At 64.3% G+C, this 18,692-nt stretch carries 16 protein-coding genes; 7 read left to right on the plus strand and 9 right to left on the minus strand.

The window, feature by feature from the left end:
• Window positions 1-26: 26 nt before the first annotated feature.
• The 3 genes from DM806_RS24800 (at window position 27) to DM806_RS24810 (ending at window position 6,688) form a co-directional block, all read left to right on the plus strand.
• Window positions 27-965 (plus strand): FecR family protein, encoded by a 939-nt coding sequence (locus tag DM806_RS24800; RefSeq protein ID WP_179045887.1) that lies wholly within the window; start codon window positions 27-29, stop codon window positions 963-965.
• The gene (locus DM806_RS24805; RefSeq protein ID WP_179045817.1) at window positions 949-3,381 is read left to right on the plus strand and encodes a TonB-dependent receptor domain-containing protein; all 2,433 of its coding nucleotides are present in this window, start codon (window positions 949-951) and stop codon (window positions 3,379-3,381) included. The genes DM806_RS24800 and DM806_RS24805 overlap by 17 nt, the downstream gene beginning before the upstream one ends.
• A 97-nt stretch (window positions 3,382-3,478) precedes the next feature.
• The gene (locus DM806_RS24810; RefSeq protein ID WP_179045818.1) at window positions 3,479-6,688 is read left to right on the plus strand and encodes an autotransporter outer membrane beta-barrel domain-containing protein; all 3,210 of its coding nucleotides are present in this window, start codon (window positions 3,479-3,481) and stop codon (window positions 6,686-6,688) included.
• Window positions 6,689-6,843: 155 nt separating this feature from the next.
• On the opposite strand, the gene DM806_RS24815 is transcribed toward DM806_RS24810, so the two are convergent.
• The 6 genes from DM806_RS24815 to gatC form a co-directional block, all read right to left on the minus strand.
• Entirely contained in the window at window positions 6,844-7,455 is a 612-nt protein-coding gene (locus tag DM806_RS24815; protein WP_179045819.1) for a hypothetical protein, read from the minus strand.
• A gap of 2 nt (window positions 7,456-7,457) precedes the next feature.
• The gene (locus DM806_RS24820) at window positions 7,458-8,639 is read right to left on the minus strand and encodes a M48 family metallopeptidase (RefSeq protein WP_179045820.1); all 1,182 of its coding nucleotides are present in this window, start codon (window positions 8,637-8,639) and stop codon (window positions 7,458-7,460) included.
• On the minus strand, window positions 8,636-9,379 hold the full coding sequence (locus DM806_RS24825) for a hypothetical protein (RefSeq protein WP_179045821.1): 744 nt from the start codon (window positions 9,377-9,379) through the stop codon (window positions 8,636-8,638). Before DM806_RS24825 ends, DM806_RS24820 begins: the two co-directional genes overlap by 4 nt.
• A gap of 78 nt (window positions 9,380-9,457) precedes the next feature.
• Window positions 9,458-10,960, minus strand: a complete 1,503-nt coding sequence (gene gatB / locus DM806_RS24830; protein ID WP_179045822.1) for an Asp-tRNA(Asn)/Glu-tRNA(Gln) amidotransferase subunit GatB — start codon at window positions 10,958-10,960, stop codon at window positions 9,458-9,460.
• 329 nt (window positions 10,961-11,289) lie between these two features.
• Window positions 11,290-12,792, minus strand: a complete 1,503-nt coding sequence (gene gatA / locus DM806_RS24835; protein WP_179045823.1) for an Asp-tRNA(Asn)/Glu-tRNA(Gln) amidotransferase subunit GatA — start codon at window positions 12,790-12,792, stop codon at window positions 11,290-11,292.
• Entirely contained in the window at window positions 12,792-13,079 is a 288-nt protein-coding gene (gatC, locus tag DM806_RS24840) for an Asp-tRNA(Asn)/Glu-tRNA(Gln) amidotransferase subunit GatC (RefSeq protein WP_179045824.1), read from the minus strand. Before gatC ends, gatA begins: the two co-directional genes overlap by 1 nt.
• A gap of 243 nt (window positions 13,080-13,322) precedes the next feature.
• Here gatC and DM806_RS24845 point away from each other — a divergent pair, with 243 nt between their 5' ends.
• The 3 genes from DM806_RS24845 to DM806_RS24855 are packed head-to-tail and all read left to right on the plus strand — an operon-like array spanning window position 13,323 to window position 15,361.
• On the plus strand, window positions 13,323-14,441 hold the full coding sequence (locus tag DM806_RS24845) for a DUF3089 domain-containing protein (RefSeq protein WP_179045825.1): 1,119 nt from the start codon (window positions 13,323-13,325) through the stop codon (window positions 14,439-14,441).
• Window positions 14,442-14,472: 31 nt separating this feature from the next.
• Entirely contained in the window at window positions 14,473-14,946 is a 474-nt protein-coding gene (gene ruvX, locus DM806_RS24850; protein ID WP_372859760.1) for a Holliday junction resolvase RuvX, read from the plus strand.
• A gap of 10 nt (window positions 14,947-14,956) precedes the next feature.
• A complete protein-coding gene (locus DM806_RS24855; RefSeq protein ID WP_179045826.1) occupies window positions 14,957-15,361 on the plus strand; it encodes a Rap1a/Tai family immunity protein in 405 nt (134 codons plus the stop codon).
• 211 nt (window positions 15,362-15,572) lie between these two features.
• Here the strand turns inward: DM806_RS24855 and DM806_RS24860 are convergent, their stop codons facing one another.
• Window positions 15,573-15,956 carry a MerR family transcriptional regulator gene (locus tag DM806_RS24860; protein ID WP_179045827.1) on the minus strand — a complete coding sequence of 128 codons (384 nt, stop codon included), beginning with the start codon at window positions 15,954-15,956 and terminating at the stop codon, window positions 15,573-15,575.
• 97 nt (window positions 15,957-16,053) lie between these two features.
• Between DM806_RS24860 and DM806_RS24865 the strand changes: the two genes are divergently transcribed.
• Window positions 16,054-16,830, plus strand: coding sequence for a glutaredoxin (locus tag DM806_RS24865; protein WP_256869484.1), 777 nt, complete (start codon window positions 16,054-16,056; stop codon window positions 16,828-16,830).
• 50 nt (window positions 16,831-16,880) lie between these two features.
• Here DM806_RS24865 and DM806_RS24870 read toward each other — a convergent pair whose 3' ends face one another.
• Both DM806_RS24870 and DM806_RS24875 read right to left on the minus strand, forming a co-directional pair.
• Window positions 16,881-18,368: a L,D-transpeptidase family protein gene (locus tag DM806_RS24870; RefSeq protein WP_179045890.1), complete on the minus strand. Its 1,488-nt coding sequence runs from the start codon at window positions 18,366-18,368 to the stop codon at window positions 16,881-16,883.
• Between the two features lie 56 nt (window positions 18,369-18,424).
• Window positions 18,425-18,679, minus strand: a complete 255-nt coding sequence (locus DM806_RS24875) for a hypothetical protein (protein WP_179045828.1) — start codon at window positions 18,677-18,679, stop codon at window positions 18,425-18,427.
• Window positions 18,680-18,692: the final 13 nt, after the last annotated feature.

Consider the following 18,692-nt stretch of genomic DNA (forward strand, 5'->3'; position numbering starts at 1 on the left):
GGCAGAATATGAACAGGGCTGGAGCGATGATGGATCAGGAGGCGCTCGCGTGGGTCATCGCCACGCGCGACCCCCAATTTGACGACTGGGATGCCTTCACCCTCTGGCTGGAGGGCGATCCCGCGCATGCGGCGGCCTATGACGCCCTGATGGTCGCGGACGCCGATCTGGACGCGATCATTCCGCCGGAACCCGTCGCCATGCCCGTCGCGGCGAACGATGTCGCGCCGCGTCGCCCGTGGCGCTGGGTTGGCGGCAGCGCGGTGGCGGCGGCGCTGGTCGCGACCGTCTCCATCGGGACGCTCAACCGTTCCGACATCTATACCGTCACCACCCGGCCGGGCGAGACACGCAGCATCGCGCTCGACGACGGCACGAAGATCGAGCTGAACGGCGGCACCAGCCTGCGCCTCGACCGTAAGGATGCGCGTTTTGCCGCGCTGGACAGCGGCGAGGCGGCCTTCACCGTGCGCCACGATGTCGCCAATCCGTTCCGCGTGACGGTGGGCGACGACATATTCGAGGATGCGGGCACGGTGTTCAACATCGTGCATGCCAGCGGCGCGACCCGCATCGGCGTGTCGGAAGGCAAGGTGGTCTACAACCCGCAGGCCGAAGCGATTACGCTGCCCGCCGGACGCGGCCTTGCCGAAGATGGGCAGGGGCTGCGCGTGATGGATGTCGCGCCGGAATCCGTCGCCAGCTGGCGCCAGGGCAATCTGGTCTATGCCAATGCCCCGGTGACACAGGTGGGCGAGGATATCGCTCGCTCTCTTGGCATCAAAATACATTTCACGCCGCAGGCCGGGGTCAGCCGCTTCACCGGCACGATCCGCCTCGACAAGGATGCCGCGCGCTTTTTCGCGAGCGCGGCGCCGCTGATGGGCCTGTCCGCCGTGCGACAGGGTGACGCATGGTTGCTGAAGGAAGGGCCACTCAAGGAAGGAAATGGGCCGCAGAGCTGATCTTCTTCTCGTCACCGCCCTCACCATAGCGAGCGCATCGCCCGCGCAAGCGGCGGACAGACAGAATATCCGCATCGCCCCCGGCAGGCTGGGCGAGGCGACGATCGCGCTCGGCCGCCAGACAGGCGTCAGCATCGGCATGTCAGACCAGTCGCTGGCCGGCATCGCCACCGCCGGTGTCGAAGGGAAATTGTCGGTCGATGCCGCGCTCCGGCGGCTTCTCAAGGGAACGAGTGCCACAGCCCATCGGATCGACACGACCACCTGGCGCATCGTCCGTGCGAAAATAGCGCCACGCCTGATCGCCGCCGGCCCCGCCCCGATCCAGGCCGCCCCGGCGCCCGACCAGCCGCCTGCCGAGATCATCGTCACCGCCTCCAAGCGCGATACGCCGCTGCTCCGCTATGCCGGCATGGTCGAGGCGCTGGACAGCGGCGTCTTCACCAGCGGCGAGGCGGCGAACGGCACTGCCACGCTGCTTGCGCGGGTCGCCAGCCTCAGTTCGACCCATGCCGGTAATGGCCGCAACAAGCTGTTCATCCGCGCCATCGCGGATTCGGGGGTCGCCGGACCGACCCAGGCGACCACGGGTCAGTATCTGGGCGAAATGCGGCTGAACTATGCCGCGCCCGATCCGGACCTGAAGCTCTACGACATCGGCCGGGTCGAAGTGCTGGAAGGTCCGCAGGGCACGCTCTACGGCGCAGGATCGCTGGGCGGCATCATCCGCATGATGCCCAACGCACCCAATCTCGGCGAATATAGCGGCCAGGCATCTGCGGGGGTTTCCGCCACCCAGCATGGCGATCCCGGCGGTGATCTTTCCGCCACGCTCAACATTCCCATCGTTGCGGAAAAGCTGGCGCTGCGCGTCGTCGGCTATGGCGTGCAGGAGGGCGGCTATATCGACGACGTCAATCGCGACAAGGACGACGTCAACCGCGTGCGCACCTGGGGCGGGCGCGCCGCGCTGCGCTTTGCCCCCGACGAAAATTGGACCATAGACCTGAATGGGGTCTACCAGCATATCGACGGCGACGATGCCCAATATGCCGCGCACTCGGTCGGCCGGCTTCAGCGGGCATCAGCCGTCGCCCAACCCTATCAGTCCGACTATCTTCTCGGCAATCTGCGCATCGAACGGCAATGGGACAGCCTGCGCTTCGTATCCTCGACCGGCTATGTGCGGAACGAACTGGCCGAAAGCTATGACGCGACCCAGCCGGGCGGCGCGCCGGCCCTGTTCCGCCAGACCAACCATGTCGACATCTTCTCGACCGAAAACCGGCTTGTGCGCGATCTCGATAACGGGCTGGGCTGGATATTGGGCGTGTCCTATCTGCAAAGCACGTCGCGCCTCAACCGCTCGCTCACATCCTACGGCACCGCTCCGGCGCCAGAGGTCATTCCAGGCGTCCCCATGTACGGCATGGGCATGCCGGCCGCCGCGACCGGCGTGCGCAACAGCATCAAGGAGGCTACCCTGTTCGGCGAAGCCTCGTTCGAACCGATCCGAGGCCTGATCGCTACATTTGGTGGACGCCTGACCAACAGCCGCCTGTCGGGCGAAGCGCTCGATCCGATCGCCGCCCTCTCCTTCGCGGACGTCGCGCGGGCGGAAGCGCAGGCGGACCGCAGCGAGACGGTCTTCCTGCCCTCCGCCTCGCTGCTGACCGATGCCATTCCCGACGTCACCCTGTACGCCAAATTCCAGCAGGGCTTCCGCCCCGGCGGCCTCGCCGTCGACGATCAGCGGATCCGGCGCTTTCAGAATGATCGCATCTCGACCTTCGAACTGGGCTTCCGCAAAGGGATGCCCGGCCGAGACAGGTTCGCGATCAGCGCCAATGCCGCCTATACAGACTGGCGCGATATCCAGGCGGACGTCACCGACCGGATCGGCTTGCCCACCACCGCCAACATCGGCGACGGCCGCATCTACACGGTGGAGGGACGCATCGTCGTCCGCCCGCTCCCTGCCCTGACCCTCGACGGCAGCTTCATCTACAATGACAGCCGCCTCAGCCAGCCAGCCCAGTTCCTGCGCGCGCTGTCCTATGACGGCCGCTCGCTCTCCCTCCCCAATGTCGCAAATCTGGGCGGACGTCTCGCCTTCGACTATCGCACGCCCCTTGCGAATGAGCTTGATTTCCATCTGAGCGGTTCCGCCCGCTATGTCGGCAAGTCGCGTCTCGGCGTCGGCCCGATCCTGGGCCAGACCCAGGGCGATTATGTCGACACAAGCCTGACCGCCAGCCTGACACGCGGCCCGGTGCAATATTCGCTCTCGCTCACCAATCTGCTCGACAGCAATGGCAATCGCTTCTCGCTCGGCACGCCGTTCGACCTGCACACCGACTATTACACCCCCCTTCGTCCCCGCACGGTACGCATCGGGATCGATTTCGCTTTCTGAACAAAATCATCACACTGCCTGACGGAATACACCGTTCGGCGTCGTCTCAAGCGCACGCGCGCACAGAACATTCAGCGCGTCACGCAGAGGAGACATCATGCGACATCTATTGGCCTGCACGGCCATCGCCCCCGTGCTGGCGGCCCTGACGGTGGCCGACGCGGCTGCCGAAACCAAGATTTCGACCGCGACCACCGCCGCCGTCAAGACCTCCACTATCGCCAGTGGCGCAGCCGATTCGATCAACATCACTTCGGACGGATCGATCAAACTGACCAGCGGCACCGCGGTCACGATGGACAGCAGCCACGCCGTCACCAATGCCGGCACCATCACCATCAACGATGCCGACAATGTCACGGGCATCCTCGTCGCGCCCGGCACCAACGGTGTCGTCACCAACAGCGGCACGATCACGCTGACCGAAGACTATACCGCGACAGACAGCGACAGCGACGGCGATCTCGACGGCGCCTTCGCCAAGGGGACCGGGAAGAACGCCATCTGGCTGCAATCCGGCGCTGCGCACACCGGCGACATCATCCACAGCGGCACGATCTCGATCGAGGGCAACCAGTCGGCTGGCATCCGCCTCGACGGCGCGCTGACCGGCAACCTGTCCACCAGCGGTACGACCACCGTGGTCGGCGACAACAGCTATGGCGTCCTGGCCAATGACGTCGCCGGCAATGTCACATTGCGCGGCGCGACGTCCGTCACCGGCGCCAACAGTATCGGCGCGGCGCTGCTGGGCGACGTCAGCGGCACCGTGAAGATCCAGGGCGGCATCACCAGCACCGGTTATCGCACCACCACCCGCCCGAGCGACGCGACGAAACTGGATGCCGACGATCTGCTCCAGGGCGGATCGGCCGTCGTGATCGCGGGCAATGTCGCTGGCGGCGTCATCTTCGACGTGCCCCCGACGCTGGATGACAAGGACACGGACGTCGACGACGACGGCCTGACCGACAGCACGGAAGGCACCGCCGCCGTCATCACCTATGGCAAGGCCGCAGCCGTTCAGGTGGGCGCGGCGGATACCGATACCGTGATCGGCGCCGTGACCGGCGACAGCACCGGCTATGGCCTGATCGTCAATGGCGGGATCGCCGGCTATGGCATCTATGACGGCGTCGACGCCAATGGCCTCGCCATCGGCGGCCTGGGCGGCGACGTGTCGATCGCCAAGGGCGTCCTGGTCAAGGGCACCGTTGCAGCGGTTTCCTACGACAGCAACGCGACCGCACTGCGCCTTGGCTCCGGCGCAAGCACAGATACGGTCGAGGTCAGCGGCACCGTGGGCGCGACCGGTTCGTCGAAGGACGGCACATCCACGCGTGGCCTGGTAATCGATGCCGGAGCGTCGGTCGCGTCGATCAAGGTCAGCGGCACGGTCAGCGCAACCGCCCTCAGTACCGAAAAAGGTGCAGCGGTCGCGATTCTCGATTCTTCGGGCACTGTCTCCAGCCTGTCCAACACCGGCAAGATCATAGCGACCGGCGGCAAGGACGGATCGAATATCGCGATCGATCTCAGCGCCAACGGCAGTGGCGTCACCCTGACCCAGGCGCTAGCCTCCTCGACTGCGACGGCGCCGTCGATCGCGGGCGACATCCGCCTGGGTTCGGGCAATGATGTCGTGACGGTTTCGGCGGGCGCCATCGCCGGCGACGTCAGCTTCGGCACGGGCAACGACAGCCTCGCTTTGTCCGGATCGTCCATCCTGACCGGTGATGTCGCCTTCGGTACCGGCACCTCGACGCTGACGCTGGCAGACACGGCCAAGATCACGGGCGCGGTGGATTTCGGGGGCGGCACCGGTAGTTTGACGCTCGGCGGCACCTCGTCACTGTCCGGCGCAATCAGCAATGGCGGCAATGTCGCTGTGGTGCTGAACGGCGGCACGCTCAACGCCACCAATGCGGGCGCCGTATCGCTCGCGTCGCTCTCCGCCAGCGGCACGTCCACCATCGGCGTGACGATCGACGCGGCCAACGACACCCATACCAGCTATGACATTGCGGGTGCGGCAACTTTCGCCAGCGGTTCGAAGGTGAAGGTAAACCTGACCGAGGTCAGCGGATCGGAAGGCGACTATGTCATCGTCCGCGCCGGATCGCTGAACGGATCGCCGACCCTGTCGAGCACCACCGACCTCCCCTATATGTTCAAAGGCTCGGTAAGCAGCGACAGCACGGCCGGCACAGTGACGCTATCGGTTGCCGCGAAGAGCGTGTCCGAACTCGGCCTCAGCGGCTCGGTCGCGCGCGCCTATTCGGCCATCTTCAACGCGCTCGACAACGACAGCGACATAGCCGGCGCCTATCTGGCGATTGCCGATGGCGGCACGCTGAACGCCAATCTGCGCCAGATGCTGCCCGACCATGCCGGCGGCACGTTCGAGGCGGTGACGGCGGGTTCGCGGGCGACCGCGCGCATCTTGTCCGACCCCAATGGCGTCTACCGCACCAAGGATGGCCGCCTCGGCTTCTGGTTGCAGCAGGTCGCCTTCGGCAGCGCCAAGAGCGTCGGGAGCACCGCCTCCTATGACATCAACGGCTGGGGCGCTGGCGGCGGTGTCGAATATCTCACCGATCTCGGCGCGTTCGGCGGATCGCTCGCCTATATCCATGGCAGCGATTCCACCGGCAGTTCCAACAATGCAGTCGATTCCGACCAATATGAACTGGCGGCGCATTGGCGTGGCCAATGGGGTCCGCTGCTGGCCTTCGCGCGCCTGTCGGCGGCGGCGATCAACTTCTCGGGCACCCGCCATTTCGAAAATGGCGACGTCATCCGCACGGCCAATGGTAAGTGGGACGGCAAGCTCTACTCCGCCACGGCCGGGGCGTCCTACCAGTTCCAGATGGGCCGCTTCGGCCTGCGTCCGGCGGTGGGTATCGACTATTATCGCCTGAAGGAGGACGGCTATGCCGAAACCGGCGGCGGCGATGCCTTCAACCTGACTGTCCTTGGCCGCACCAGCGATGAAACGACCGCCAACGGCACGGTGACGGCAGGCTACGACTTCGGCGCGCTCAACCCGGCTGACGGCTGGCTGCGTCTGGAACTGGAAGGTGGACGTCGTCAGATCATCGGCGGATCGCTTGGTTCCACCACCGCCTATTTCAAGGGCGGCGATCGCTTCACCCTGGTGCCCGAAGACCGCACCAATGGCTGGACCGGCCGCGCGCGCCTCTACGGCGGCACCGACAGTTTCCGCATCGGCGGAGAGTTCGGGGCGGAGGAACAACAAAATCACGTCGCCATCTCATTCCGGGCGACGGTTAACTTCATCCTGTGACGTCTGACTGATGAACAGGCGGGCCACACCCCACAGACCCTCCCGGTCCGCCCGTTTCGCTCCGGCAGCAAACCCTCCCCAAGGGCGCCGGGCATAAAAGAGGGGCGTCGCTGGTCCCCCCGGCGGCGCCCCTTATTTCTAATGCGTAAAGAATCTCAGCGCTTGACCGGTACCAATTGCGCACTCGCGACCAACGCCTGCGCCGACGCAGCACCTGCATCGAAATAATGGATCACCGGTGCCTCATAGGTGATCATGTAGAGCTTGCCGTCGATGATGGCGCCGTCGGCCACGCCCTTGCGCCGGACCTCCTCGCCCTGGACAACGAAATTATAGGTGAAGTGAAAACCGGGATTGCCAGCGAAACTGGCCGGCTCGATCGTGTCGATCGCCATCAGCGACGTGCCGATCGACACGCGGTAGCTGCTCTCGAACAGTAGGGCGATATCCGGCGCCAGCATGGTCGAAGAAAAGCGCGGCAGCGGATCGGTCTTTTTCTTCGCGTCACGAAACAGCGTCGTGTCGTTGGCGATGCCGCCATAGAAGGTCACATCGTTCAGCGACAGTCCATCCAGTGTCCAGCTTTCCGCATTGCGACCCGGCCGGGCGCCCAGCCGATTCCAGTCGATACCGGGCGTTACCGTCAGACCTGATTTCGCCACGGCGACGGCCGTTCCGCTGGGCATCAGCTTGTAACCGGCAGTCGCCGGCGTGGTGACAGCCAAGGCCAGCAGGGCGGCGGCCGTCCATCCAGATTTCATACGCATCGTCAATTCACTCCCGCCATCATGGCAATCATCGCCCGGTCCGGGGCGTCAGGCTTACGGACAAGATAGGTTTTGAGGGCTTCGCGGCCGCCATCGGCATCCCCCGACCGCAACAACGCAAGTCCCAGGCCGCGCCAGCTTTCGACCGGGGCGCCTGCTTCGGCGCAGGCCTTCCGATAATAGCCCGCCGCTGCCGTCAGGTCGGTCGCGGTCCCGCGCGTACGATATAATTCACCCCGAGCGTAGCTGAGTGCGGGCGTCCAGCCCTGATCGGCCAGATGACCGATCAGATATTCCGTCGCCCCGAAATCGTTGAGCTTGATCTGGTCGTCGATCAGCGATGGCCAGAAACTGGCGAGCGCGGTTCGATACGCATCCCGATGGATGGCCATTCCATGCGGCGTCTTCAACGCGGATGCCTGCGCGCTAAGCGCCGCCACCCTGTCCGCGCTGGGGGGATGCGACGCGAACAGGCCACCGGTCCGATCCTTCCGGCTCTTCATCCGCCGGGCAACCGCTGTCGCGTCCGCCTCCGCCCGGAACTGTTCCCAGATGCGGCTCGCAGCCATGGGATCATATCCAGCCTTCGCCAGCAGCGTCACCGATCCGGCGTCGGCCGCAGCTTCCTGATCGCGGGAAAATTCCATGATCGCGGAAATCTGTCCCAGCGCGACCAGTGCGCCGACGAGTCCGAACATCGCGAAGAACGTGGCCGAAGCCGCTTTATCCCGCGCCTGCCGGAACAGCTGGAGCGAATGGCGGTCCGCATAATGGCTATATTCATGCGCCAGTACGGCCGCCAGTTGCGCCTCGTCGCGAGTACGCAGCAACAGGCCGGACCAGAGCTGCATCATGCCATTGGGCGCGATGTTCGCGTTGAAATAGGGCGTGCGCATGATGTAGATGCGCACCTCTCCGCAACGCGGACCGACCGTGCGGCAGAAAACGTCCCGGACATAGGCGTTGAGCGCTGCGTCACGGATCACGAAATTGGATGTCCTGAGCTTGCGCTCCGCCTCGTCCATCTGCATCCACAGGCCGCGCTCATCCTTGTCCTGCGGCTGGTAGGGACCGGCCGTGACGACGATGGGCGGTTGCTCCGCACCCTGTGCGACGGCAGGCGCCAGAGACTGCGCCAGCGTCGTGGCCAGAGTGGCCGCCTTAACCAGACGGCTGAGCCTCATTTGGTGGCGCTTACCGGCACGGCCGCCGGGACCACACGACCGGGGAAGCCGTCAAGCAACTGACCGACACGCTTGTCGGCGCCTTCGGCCGTCCGCACATCGCCGCCCATCTGGGGATCGGCGTTGAACCAGATCACGTCGCCACTCTTCAGGTCCACCAGCCCCGCATAGCCGATATGGACGCCGGGTATGATCGCAACGCCCAGCATGGCGCCGAAAATCTGCGCCGTCTTGCGTCCCGCCGACCCGTAGGCGTCGTGGGTGAAGAAGAAGAGCGCATAGTCGGCGCCGGTCATCTGGGCGATACGCTGCGTGCCGGCACCCAGCGTCCAGTCGAACGTCTCGCGCTTGGTCGGCAGGCGCTGGCCCACGAACAATTTATGGATCTGGATCGACTGCGCGACCGCGCGGAACAAGGCCCGGTATTCGGCCAGATAGGCGCCATCATCGCCATCGGGATCGGCGGCAAAGACGATCTTCGCACCCGAAACCGTATCGTTGCGGCGCATGGCTTCCTCGATCAGGCTGCGCGCGCTGCCCGTCCAGTCGGCATTGGGTTCATCCACTCCGCCCGCCGTCAGCGTGCCGACCTGCACCTCCGGCCGGAAAACCACGATGGTCGGCTGATGATCGGTCGGGAAAGCAAAGTCCGGCCTGATCGCGGACCGTTCCTGCGCGCTGGCAGTGGCACACAGGCAGAACAACAGGACGGCCACAGCCGCCCGAATGGCACCCTTCATCCTTAAAACCCCCCAAGAGACTCAGGCGACACCCCCCGGCGTCGCCCGTTCTCAAGGGGTTATCTTACAGAATAAATGTCAGGCAAGCGCCTTCTTCACCAGTTCGTTGACGACCTGTGGGTTGGCCTTGCCCTGCATCGCCTTCATCGTCTGACCGACGAAGAAGCCGAACAAGGCTTCCTTGCCCGCCTTATACTGCTCGACCTTGTCGCCATTCTTGGCGAGCACATCGGCCACCGCTGCCTCGATCGCGCCGGTGTCGCTGGTCTGTTTCAGACCCTTTTCCTCGACGATCTTGCCAGGCTTGTCGCCCGTTTCCAACATGATCTCGAACACCTGCTTGGCGATCGTGCCGCTGATCGTGCCATCGGCAACCAGCGCCAGCAATTCGGCGCCTTCCTCTGGGCTTACCGGGCTATCTTCCAACGACTTGCCAATGCGGTTGAGCGCGCCATAGAGTTCCGACAGCAACCAGTTGGCCGATGCCTTGGCGACTTCGCCCTCGCTCTTCTTCTGGATGCGCGCGCCTTCGGCCAGCAGCGCCTCGAACCAGCGCGCCGTGTCGGCGTCGGCGGTCAGGGTCGCGGCGTTATAGGCGGACAGGCCCAGATCGCCTTCATAGCGCGCGCGCTTGGCGTCGGGCAGTTCGGGCAACGACTGGCGGCATGCCTCCAGGAAGGCATCGTCCAGCTCCAGCGGCAACAGGTCGGGATCGGGGAAGTAGCGATAGTCGTGCGCATCTTCCTTCGATCGCATCGACCGCGTCTCGTTGCGATCCGGATCGTAGAGGCGCGTTTCCTGCACGATCTTGCCGCCGGCTTCCAGCACATCGACCTGACGGTTCGCCTCATGCTCGACCACGGCCATCACGAAGCGAACCGAGTTGACGTTCTTCGTCTCGGTGCGGGTACCGAACTCTTCGCCCGGACGACGCACGGAGACGTTGACGTCGGCGCGCATCGAACCCTGGTCCATATTGCCGTCGCACGAGCCGACATAGCGCAGAATGGTCCGCAGCTTCGACAGATAAGCCCCTGCTTCGGCAGGAGAACGCATGTCCGGCTTCGACACGATTTCCATCAGCGCCACGCCCGACCGGTTGAGGTCGACATAGGAGCTGGTCGGATGCTGGTCGTGCATCAGCTTGCCGGCGTCCTGCTCGACATGGATGCGCTCGACGCCGATCCGCTTGGTGCTGGCTTCGGGGTTCTTCTCGTCCAGCACGATGTCGATCGCGCCTTCACCCACGATCGGGTGATAGAGCTGGCTGATCTGATAGCCCTGCGGCAGATCGGCATAGAAATAATTCTTGCGGTCGAAGCGCGACCATTTGTTGATCTGCGCGTCGATCGCCATACCGGTGCGCACCGCCTGGCGGATGCACTCCTGATTGGGCACGGGCAACATGCCGGGCATGGCCGCGTCGATCAGCGACACCTGCGTGTTTGGTTCCGCGCCGAACGCCGTCGCGGCGCCCGAAAACAGCTTCGCGTTCGACGTCACCTGCGCATGGACTTCCAGGCCGATCACGACCTCCCACTCGCCGGTTGCGCCCTGGATGCGATAGGTTGCGTCGGTCATGTTATCGCTCCAAATACCTCAATGTGTCCTCAATCTCAGCTCGCAAGAAAGCTTCGTCCGGGCCTGTGACGGCGAAGTGATTGAACATCCGCCTTATGTATTCTTTTCGCTCAGGAAACTTTCGCAACTCATAGATAATTGCGCCTGTTTCGAAGCCATATTTGTTGGGATCTCCAAGTCGCTCTGTCAAAGTACGAAATTTTTGAAATTGATCGTACTCCTGCTTGCGTCTCTCATTATTCACATGCTGTGCAGCGGACCATGCCAATACCGCAAACGGTATAACAAGACCGAGCCAGGCGATAACCTGATCCCATGTGTAATGCATCTTACCACCACTTGTCCGGCCGCGCCGTGAAGCCAGCCCGTTCTTCGATCGCGAGGCTCGCGTTCAGCACGGTCTGCTCATCCAGCGCCTTGCCGATGATCTGCAAGCCGATCGGAAGACCCGCCGAATCCAGCCCGCCCGGCACCGCCATCGCCGGCAGCCCCGCCAGCGAAGCCGGCACGGTGAAGACGTCGTTCAGATACATGGCCAGCGGATCGGCCTGCTTCTCACCCAGCGCGAACGACGCGCTCGGCGCGGTCGGCGTCAGCAGCAGGTCGCACTTCTCAAACGCCAGTTCGAAATCGCGCGCGATCAGAGCCCGAACCTTCTGCGCCTGCGTGTAATAGGCGTCATAGAAGCCCGCCGACAGCACATAGGTGCCGATCATGATGCGGCGCTTGACCTCCGGCCCGAAACCGGCGGCGCGGGTTGCGGCATACATGTCCTGCAAGCCCGCCCCATCGGGCAGGTCGCGCTGGCCATACCGCACGCCGTCATAGCGGGCGAGGTTCGACGAAGCCTCGGCAGGCGCAATGATATAATAGGTCGGCAGCGCGTACTTGGTATGCGGCAGCGACACGTCCACCACTTCGGCGCCCGCATCCTTCAGCCATTCGATGCCGCGATCCCACATGGCGGAGATTTCGGCGTTCAGGCCATCGGGGCGATATTCCTTGGGAATACCAACCTTCTTGCCTTTGAGATCGCTCGACAAATTGGCTTCCCACTGCGGCACCGACAGATCGAGGCTGGTCGAATCCTTGGGATCGAAGCCCGACATCACCTCCAGCAGGATCGCATTGTCGCGTACCGTCCGCGCCATCGGCCCGGCCTGGTCCAGCGACGAGGCGAAGGCCACGATCCCCCAGCGCGAGCAGCGGCCATAGGTCGGCTTGATGCCGCTGATGCCGGTGAAGGCAGCCGGCTGGCGGATCGAACCGCCGGTGTCGGTGCCGGTCGCCGCCGGGCAGAGCCGCGCGGAAATCGCCGACGAAGAACCGCCCGAGGAACCACCCGGCGCCAACGCGGCATTACCACCGTCATTGCGCCGCCAGGGCGAGATCACATTGCCATAATAGCTGGTCTCGTTCGAAGACCCCATGGCGAACTGGTCGAGATTCAGCTTGCCGAGCATCCCCGCACCGGCCGCCCACAGCTTGCCCGACACGGTCGATTCATAGGTCGGCACGAAGCCTTCCAGCATGTGGCTGGCGGCGGTCGTCTGCACGCCCTGCGTGCAGAAGAGATCCTTCATGCCGATCGGCACGCCGGCCAGCGCGCCCAGCGTTTCACCGGCGGCCTTGGCCTTGTCTGCCGCATCGGCCGCTTCCAGCGCCTTTTCCGGCGTTTCCACGATGAAGGCGTTCAGCGCCTTGGCAGCAGCGACGTTGGCGTTGAACGCGCTCGCCACTTCGCGCGCCGAAAAATCGCCCGCGCGGAAGCCGTCGCGGATTTCCGCAACGGTAAGATCAGTCAAAGCGCTTTTGTCTGTAGAATTTGGCATTATTCGATCACCTTGGGCACCGCGAAGAAGCCATGTTCGGCCTGCGGCGCATTGGCCAGCACCTTGTCACGCACATTGCCGTCGGAAACGACATCGTCGCGCAGGCGTTGATGGTTGGGGATGACGGCCGTCATCGGCTGCACGCCGGACACGTCCACCTCGCCCAGTTGCTCCACCCAGCCAAGGATGTTGTTGAGTTCGGGCACCATGGCTTCCGCTTCCGCATCCGTCACCGAAATGCGCGAAAGGCTGGCGATCTTTTTCACGGTCTGAAGGTCTATCGACATGGGCCAAGCCGCTAGCACCCGCACCTGCCCGCTTCAAGCAGGTTTAGAGTTGGCGAGGGAATGTGAACGGCCCGCTCCCCTGCCCGGCTACCCAACGACAGTGTAATATTGGTGGCCGGGTGGGGGAGCGGGCCGGTGCGGCATTCAAAATGCGCGCTGTCGCGTATTTTCAAACAGACTCTCCGCCCCTTGCGCCCATCCCATCCATGCGCCAGACAGACGGGACAATTTCGGAGAGTGTGGGTGGCGCGCAAATTTCTCTATGTCATCGCGACCTTGGTGGTGCTGGTGATCGCCGCGCTGCTGGTCTACCGGGTCTGGGGCATGCAGTTGATCCGGATGGTGATGGTGCCGCGCGAATCCTTCAGCCAGCTTCAGCCGCTCCCCGCCGACGCCTATGTCGACGCGACCATGTGGATCGCGCGTCCCGATATAGAGAAGGATAATCCGGCGCTCTGGACGCCCGCCGGCGTGACGACCCCAAAAACCGCGCCAAAGGCCGCCATCTTCTTCATCCACCCGACCAGCTACATCACCACCTTCGGCGACTCCCACTGGAACGCCCGGCTGGACGACAAGGATGCCGACGCCACCGCCCGCCGCTTCGTGATGAGCCAGGCCAGCGCCTTCAACGCCGCAGGGACCGTCTGGGCGCCGCGCTATCGCCAGGCCAATTACGGCGCCTTCCTGACCGACAAGCCCGCCGGCGACCAGGCGCTCGCCGCCGCCTATCACGACGTCGCGCAAGCGTTCGCCGCCTTCGTGAAGGCCAATCCCACCGGCCCGCTTATTCTGGCCGGCCACAGCCAGGGATCGCGCCACCTGCTGCAACTGCTGCGCGAACAGGTGGCGGGCAAGCCCGTCGCCGACCGCATCGCCGCTGTCTATGCCGTGGGCTGGCCAGTGTCGGTGGAGGCGGACCTCCCCGCGCTGGGTCTCCCCGCCTGCGCGCGGCAGGATCAGGCCCACTGTATCGTCAGCTGGCAAAGCTACGCCGAACCGGCCGATCCCTCCGCCGTGGTCGAAAGCTTCGAGCGCAAGACCGGCTATACCGGCAAACCCCGCAAGGGCACGCACATGCTCTGCACCAACCCGATCACCGGCGCCTTCAACGGCAAGGCGCCCGCCAGCGCCAATAAAGGCACGCTCGATGCGCGGGAGGAAGGCAAGCCGCCCAAGCTCGTCACCGGCGTCGTCCCCGCCCGCTGCGACACCAGCGGCGTATTGATGATCGGCGAGCCGGTCGACATGGGGCCATTCACACTCCCCGGCAACAATTACCATGTCTATGACTACAGCCTGTTCTGGGGCAATGTGCGCGAGGATGCGCAGAAAAGATTGGCGGCCTTCCTAAAGAAGTGACTCCGGCCTCAAGAAGTGACAGGGGCAACCCATGACACTGGTTACAATGGATCGCGTGGCCTTTCGCGAGGCGCTCCCGCAGGGCGGGCGACTGATCGGCATGGATGTCGGCACCAAGACGATCGGGCTTGCGCTCTGCGACGCCGCCTGGACGATCGCCAGCCCCGCCTACACCGTCACGCGGGGCAAATTTTCCAAGGACAAGATCGGCCTCGCCGCCTTCATCGAACAGCAGCAGGTGAAGGGCATCGTCATCGGCCTGCCGCTGAACCTGGACGGCACCAATTCGCCGCGCAGCCAGGCCAGCCGCGCCTTTGCCCATAATGTCTCGGACCTTGGCTGTCCGGTCCTGCTCTGGGACGAACGCTGGTCGACCCAGGCCGTGACCCGTACCCTGCTCGAAGCCGACGCCAGCCGCGCCCGCCGCGACGAACTGGTCGACAAGCTCGCCGCCAGCTACATATTGCAGGGCGCGATCGACGGGCTGGTGGCCGGACTGGAGTGATTATCTGACCATGCATCCCCGGAAACGTCTCTACGCCGTCGCGATCGCCGCCTGCGGACTTTTTCCCGTCTCGGCCCATGCCGGCTTCTACAGCGGCGACGAGTTGTACGCGGTCTGCACGGCCGAAAAGGGCGGCAAGGATTATTTCGAGAAGAGCTATGAATGCCTTGGCTATATCAGCGGCGCCGTCGATGCCTTCAACACGACGCGGGAGGTCAACAAGCTTAAAAGCTGTATCCCCGGCGATGTGACGATCAGCGAGCTTCGGTCCGTCACGGTCGATTATCTGGGCAAGAACCCGATCGACCGCCAGAAATCGGCCTCCTCGCAGGTCTTCGCCGCAACCCGCAAGGCCTGGCCCTGCCCCGCCGCCAAGAAGGTGATAAAAAAGAAGGTCGTGAAAAAGAAACCCTAGCGCGGTCGTCATGGTCCGGAACGACGGCCATCGGTCGATCATCCGCCCATGCTGTCCTACAGCGCCGGCGCCTGCTATATTTCGCTCGGCTCTTTCCATCGTCTGGCATCCCACTTTCCGATAGGATCGGGCTGGCGCAACAAAATGTCGAAATCTGCGGGAAATATGCGAAGTTAAGCGGCGCAAATCCTATTTTCGCGCCGACGCACCTTCACCCCTCGAAGGCCGCGATGATCGGGCAAGGCCCGTCTTCCGAGGCGTGGCATTGCCGGGCGAGGCGCTCCAGCGCACCCCTCGCCGCTTGTAGCTCGGCAATCTTCACGTCCAGCGCCGCGATCCGCTCCGCCGCCAGTTCGCGCGCCCGCGCCCTGTCCTGCCCGGCATCGAGGTGCAGCAGTTCGCCGATCTGCTCCAGGGTGAAGCCCGCTCCCTGCGCCGACCGGATGAAGGCCAGCCGCCGCGCATCCGCTGCGCCGTAGCGGCGAATGCCCTCTCCCCGCTCCGGCGTGGCGAGCAGGCCGCGCCGCTGATAGTAGCGCACCGTCTCCACCCCGACCCCGCCGGCTTTGGCCAGCGCGGAAATCGTCATGCTCATCCCTTGACTCCGGACCATGGTACGGACCCTATATGAGCTGCATCCAGAAGTGATTTCAAGTCGGACGGATCATCCGACGCCTGGGAAATCACGGAAAATGAACGACATTGCCAAGGATGCGACGATGACCAGCACCGCCCCGAAAAGCGCCAACCTCCACCGCATGGTGATGCCCGGCCACACCTGCCCCTATGGCGTAAAGGCGCGCTGGCTGCTCAAGCGCCACGGCTATCGGATCGAGGACCACTGGCTGACGACCCGCGCGGAAACCGATGCCTTCAAGGCGCAGCATGATGTGAAGACCACGCCGCAAATCTTCATCGACGGCCAGCGGATCGGCGGCCATGACGATCTGCGCCGCTATCTCGGCCTCAAGGTAAAGGATGCCAGGGCGACCAGCTATGTGCCGGTGCTGGCCGTATTTGCTGTTGCGGCGCTTCTGGCGCTGGCGGTCAACTGGCTGACCTTTCTGCCGCTCCTGTCCTTCATGACGCTGGAACGGTTCGTCGCGATCGCGATGATGCTGCTCGCGGTGCTGAAATTGCAGGATGTGGATCGGTTCGCGACCATGTTCCTCAACTATGACCTGCTCGCCCGCCGCCTGCCGCCCTACGGCCTAGCCTATCCCTTCCTCGAACTGGGCGCCGGCATGCTGATGCTGACGCGGGCGCTGGACTGGCTCTCCATCCCGGTCGCGCTCTTCATCGGCGGCATCGGAACCGTATCGGTGTTCAAGGCGGTCTATCTGGAAAAGCGCGAACTCAAATGCGCCTGCGTCGGCGGCAACAGCAATGTGCCCTTGGGCTTCGTCTCACTGACCGAGAATGTGATGATGGTGGCGATGGCCCTGTGGATGCTGGCAGGCATCCACTGAACCAAAAGCGCGGATGGTCGCGGGGGTCCGCTGACGCACGGGGGTATGAACTACTCCCCGTCCCGCCCATAAACGTCCGGCAGGAACTGCACGCCCTGTGCGGTCGGCACGGCGGTCAGGTAGGTGAGGTAGACCGGCACCGGCTGCGACAGAGGGACATGCTGTTCGGGCTTGTCCCCGTCCGCGCTGAGCGTCTTGCCGAAGAACCAGCGGCCAAGGCGCTGCGCATCTTCCAGCCGGACGCAGCCATTGCTAAAATGCCGGTCCTCCTTGGCGAACAGGTTCCGCTGCGGCGTGTCGTGCAGATAGATGCCAAGGTCATTGGGGAACATGAACTTGACCTTCCCCATCGCATTGTCGCTGCCCGGCAACTGGCGCACCCGCACCTCCTGCCGGCCGGCCGCCACCGCATCCCAGTCGATCGCGCTTTGCGCCAGCGGCGCGGGATTAGCGCTCCAGTCGGCCAGCGCTTCGTAGCGCATCGCCTTGAGCGACCCGCCGCCAAGGATCTTGGGCGCAACCTTGCGCTCGACCAGATCGGGCGGAATGTTCCAATAGGGATTGAGCGTCGCATAGCGGATCATGCCCGCCATCAGCGGCGTCTGCGTCTCCTTCGTGCCAGCAACGACCTTCATCGTGCCGTCGAGCGCACCTTTGCTATAGTACCAGAGCCGGGCCGAGGCAGCGTCCACCACCACATGGCGCGTCCAGGGGCCGGGAAGCAACCGCGCCCGTTCCAGATTGAGCGTCAGCAGCCGGGCATAGCGCTGTGGCCCCTCATTGAGGGCGGAGATGGTCATGGCGCCCGCGACACCATCGGGCTTCAGCCCATGGTCGGCCTGAAACGCCTTCACTTTCGCAACCAGCGCCTTGTCATAGGGTCCGCCGTCGATCAGTCCCAGCCTCTGGCGGAGCGCAGCAATTCCGGTACCCTTGCCGCCGGGACGCATCTTCACGCCTTCGGGCACGACGACGTCCGGTAGATCACCCCATTTTTGGAGGTAGCTGTCCCTGGCATTGCGCAACTTCGTGTAGAGCGGACTCATCCAGCCGGCGCTCTGGACATAGTCGGTCAGCGACGGTGCCAGCGCGGCGGCGCGCAAAATGTCCGATGGATCAGCGTCGCGCGGTTCGATTTCCTTGTCGAGATAGCGGATCTTCACGCCCCTCGTGGGCCGGCGCATGTCGGCGACAAGGCTGGCGAAGCTGCGCGACAGGGCAAGGTCGGCGCGCGCCAACGCCTTGGGCGTCGGAGCAGCATTCGTTTCCCCGATCAAGCGTCGAAGGTCATCCGGATCATAGTTGCGCGGCTTGAGCCCATCAGCCTCGCTCTTGTCGATGAGGGCGAGCAACGCATCGGCCTGCGGCCCGACCCGCCCCTTTTCCACCCAGAGCGGCCAATAGCCGCGAGGCGCGTAGAAATCCTTGTATTTCCCGCCCACCTGCGCACGGATTTCCGCGCCGATGCTCGACCTTTCGGCCTGTCCGGCATCAGGCTGCGCCAGCACCGTTTGCGGCAATGTTGCGGCGATCAGCAGGCTGGTGAATAGCGTGAGGGCGCGGCGGACGTGCCGCGCCCGAAAGAGGGGATGGATCAGCCGCGTTCTCCCCGGCGGGGCGGCAGCGGGGGCGGCGGCGGCGGACAGGGCGGCCCCTGGATCGCATGATAAATGCCGTCGGCGGTATAATAGCCGTCGATGATGCCATCGCCGTCGCGATCGGCCGCGACGGTGCCGGCCACAGCGCCTGGGCCGACGGGCGGCGCACTCGTCACCGGAGCCTCATTCTTCGAGCAGGCGCTCAAGGCCATCAGCCCGGCCGCAGCCAAAGCCACATATCTGAATTGCATATACTCTCCCTGG

The organism is Sphingobium lactosutens (genome assembly GCF_013393185.1).
Classification (GTDB): Bacteria; Pseudomonadota; Alphaproteobacteria; order Sphingomonadales; family Sphingomonadaceae; genus Sphingobium; species Sphingobium lactosutens_A.

What these genes read in the sequence shown, in the direction of transcription:
- DM806_RS24805 (WP_179045817.1), top strand. Translation starts at nt 949, where the DNA reads ATGGGCCGCAGAGCTGATCTTCTTCTCGTCACCGCCCTCACCATAGCG.
- gatC (WP_179045824.1), bottom strand. Translation starts at nt 13,079, where the DNA reads ATGTCGATAGACCTTCAGACCGTGAAAAAGATCGCCAGCCTTTCGCGC.
- DM806_RS24825 (WP_179045821.1), bottom strand. Translation starts at nt 9,379, where the DNA reads ATGAAGGGTGCCATTCGGGCGGCTGTGGCCGTCCTGTTGTTCTGCCTG.
- DM806_RS24875 (WP_179045828.1), bottom strand. Translation starts at nt 18,679, where the DNA reads ATGCAATTCAGATATGTGGCTTTGGCTGCGGCCGGGCTGATGGCCTTG.
- DM806_RS24810 (WP_179045818.1), top strand. Translation starts at nt 3,479, where the DNA reads ATGCGACATCTATTGGCCTGCACGGCCATCGCCCCCGTGCTGGCGGCC.
- gatB (WP_179045822.1), bottom strand. Translation starts at nt 10,960, where the DNA reads ATGACCGACGCAACCTATCGCATCCAGGGCGCAACCGGCGAGTGGGAG.
- gatA (WP_179045823.1), bottom strand. Translation starts at nt 12,792, where the DNA reads ATGCCAAATTCTACAGACAAAAGCGCTTTGACTGATCTTACCGTTGCG.
- DM806_RS24820 (WP_179045820.1), bottom strand. Translation starts at nt 8,639, where the DNA reads ATGAGGCTCAGCCGTCTGGTTAAGGCGGCCACTCTGGCCACGACGCTG.
- ruvX (WP_372859760.1), top strand. Translation starts at nt 14,473, where the DNA reads ATGACACTGGTTACAATGGATCGCGTGGCCTTTCGCGAGGCGCTCCCG.
- DM806_RS24865 (WP_256869484.1), top strand. Translation starts at nt 16,054, where the DNA reads ATGAACGACATTGCCAAGGATGCGACGATGACCAGCACCGCCCCGAAA.
- DM806_RS24800 (WP_179045887.1), top strand. Translation starts at nt 27, where the DNA reads ATGATGGATCAGGAGGCGCTCGCGTGGGTCATCGCCACGCGCGACCCC.
- DM806_RS24855 (WP_179045826.1), top strand. Translation starts at nt 14,957, where the DNA reads ATGCATCCCCGGAAACGTCTCTACGCCGTCGCGATCGCCGCCTGCGGA.
- DM806_RS24860 (WP_179045827.1), bottom strand. Translation starts at nt 15,956, where the DNA reads ATGAGCATGACGATTTCCGCGCTGGCCAAAGCCGGCGGGGTCGGGGTG.
- DM806_RS24815 (WP_179045819.1), bottom strand. Translation starts at nt 7,455, where the DNA reads ATGCGTATGAAATCTGGATGGACGGCCGCCGCCCTGCTGGCCTTGGCT.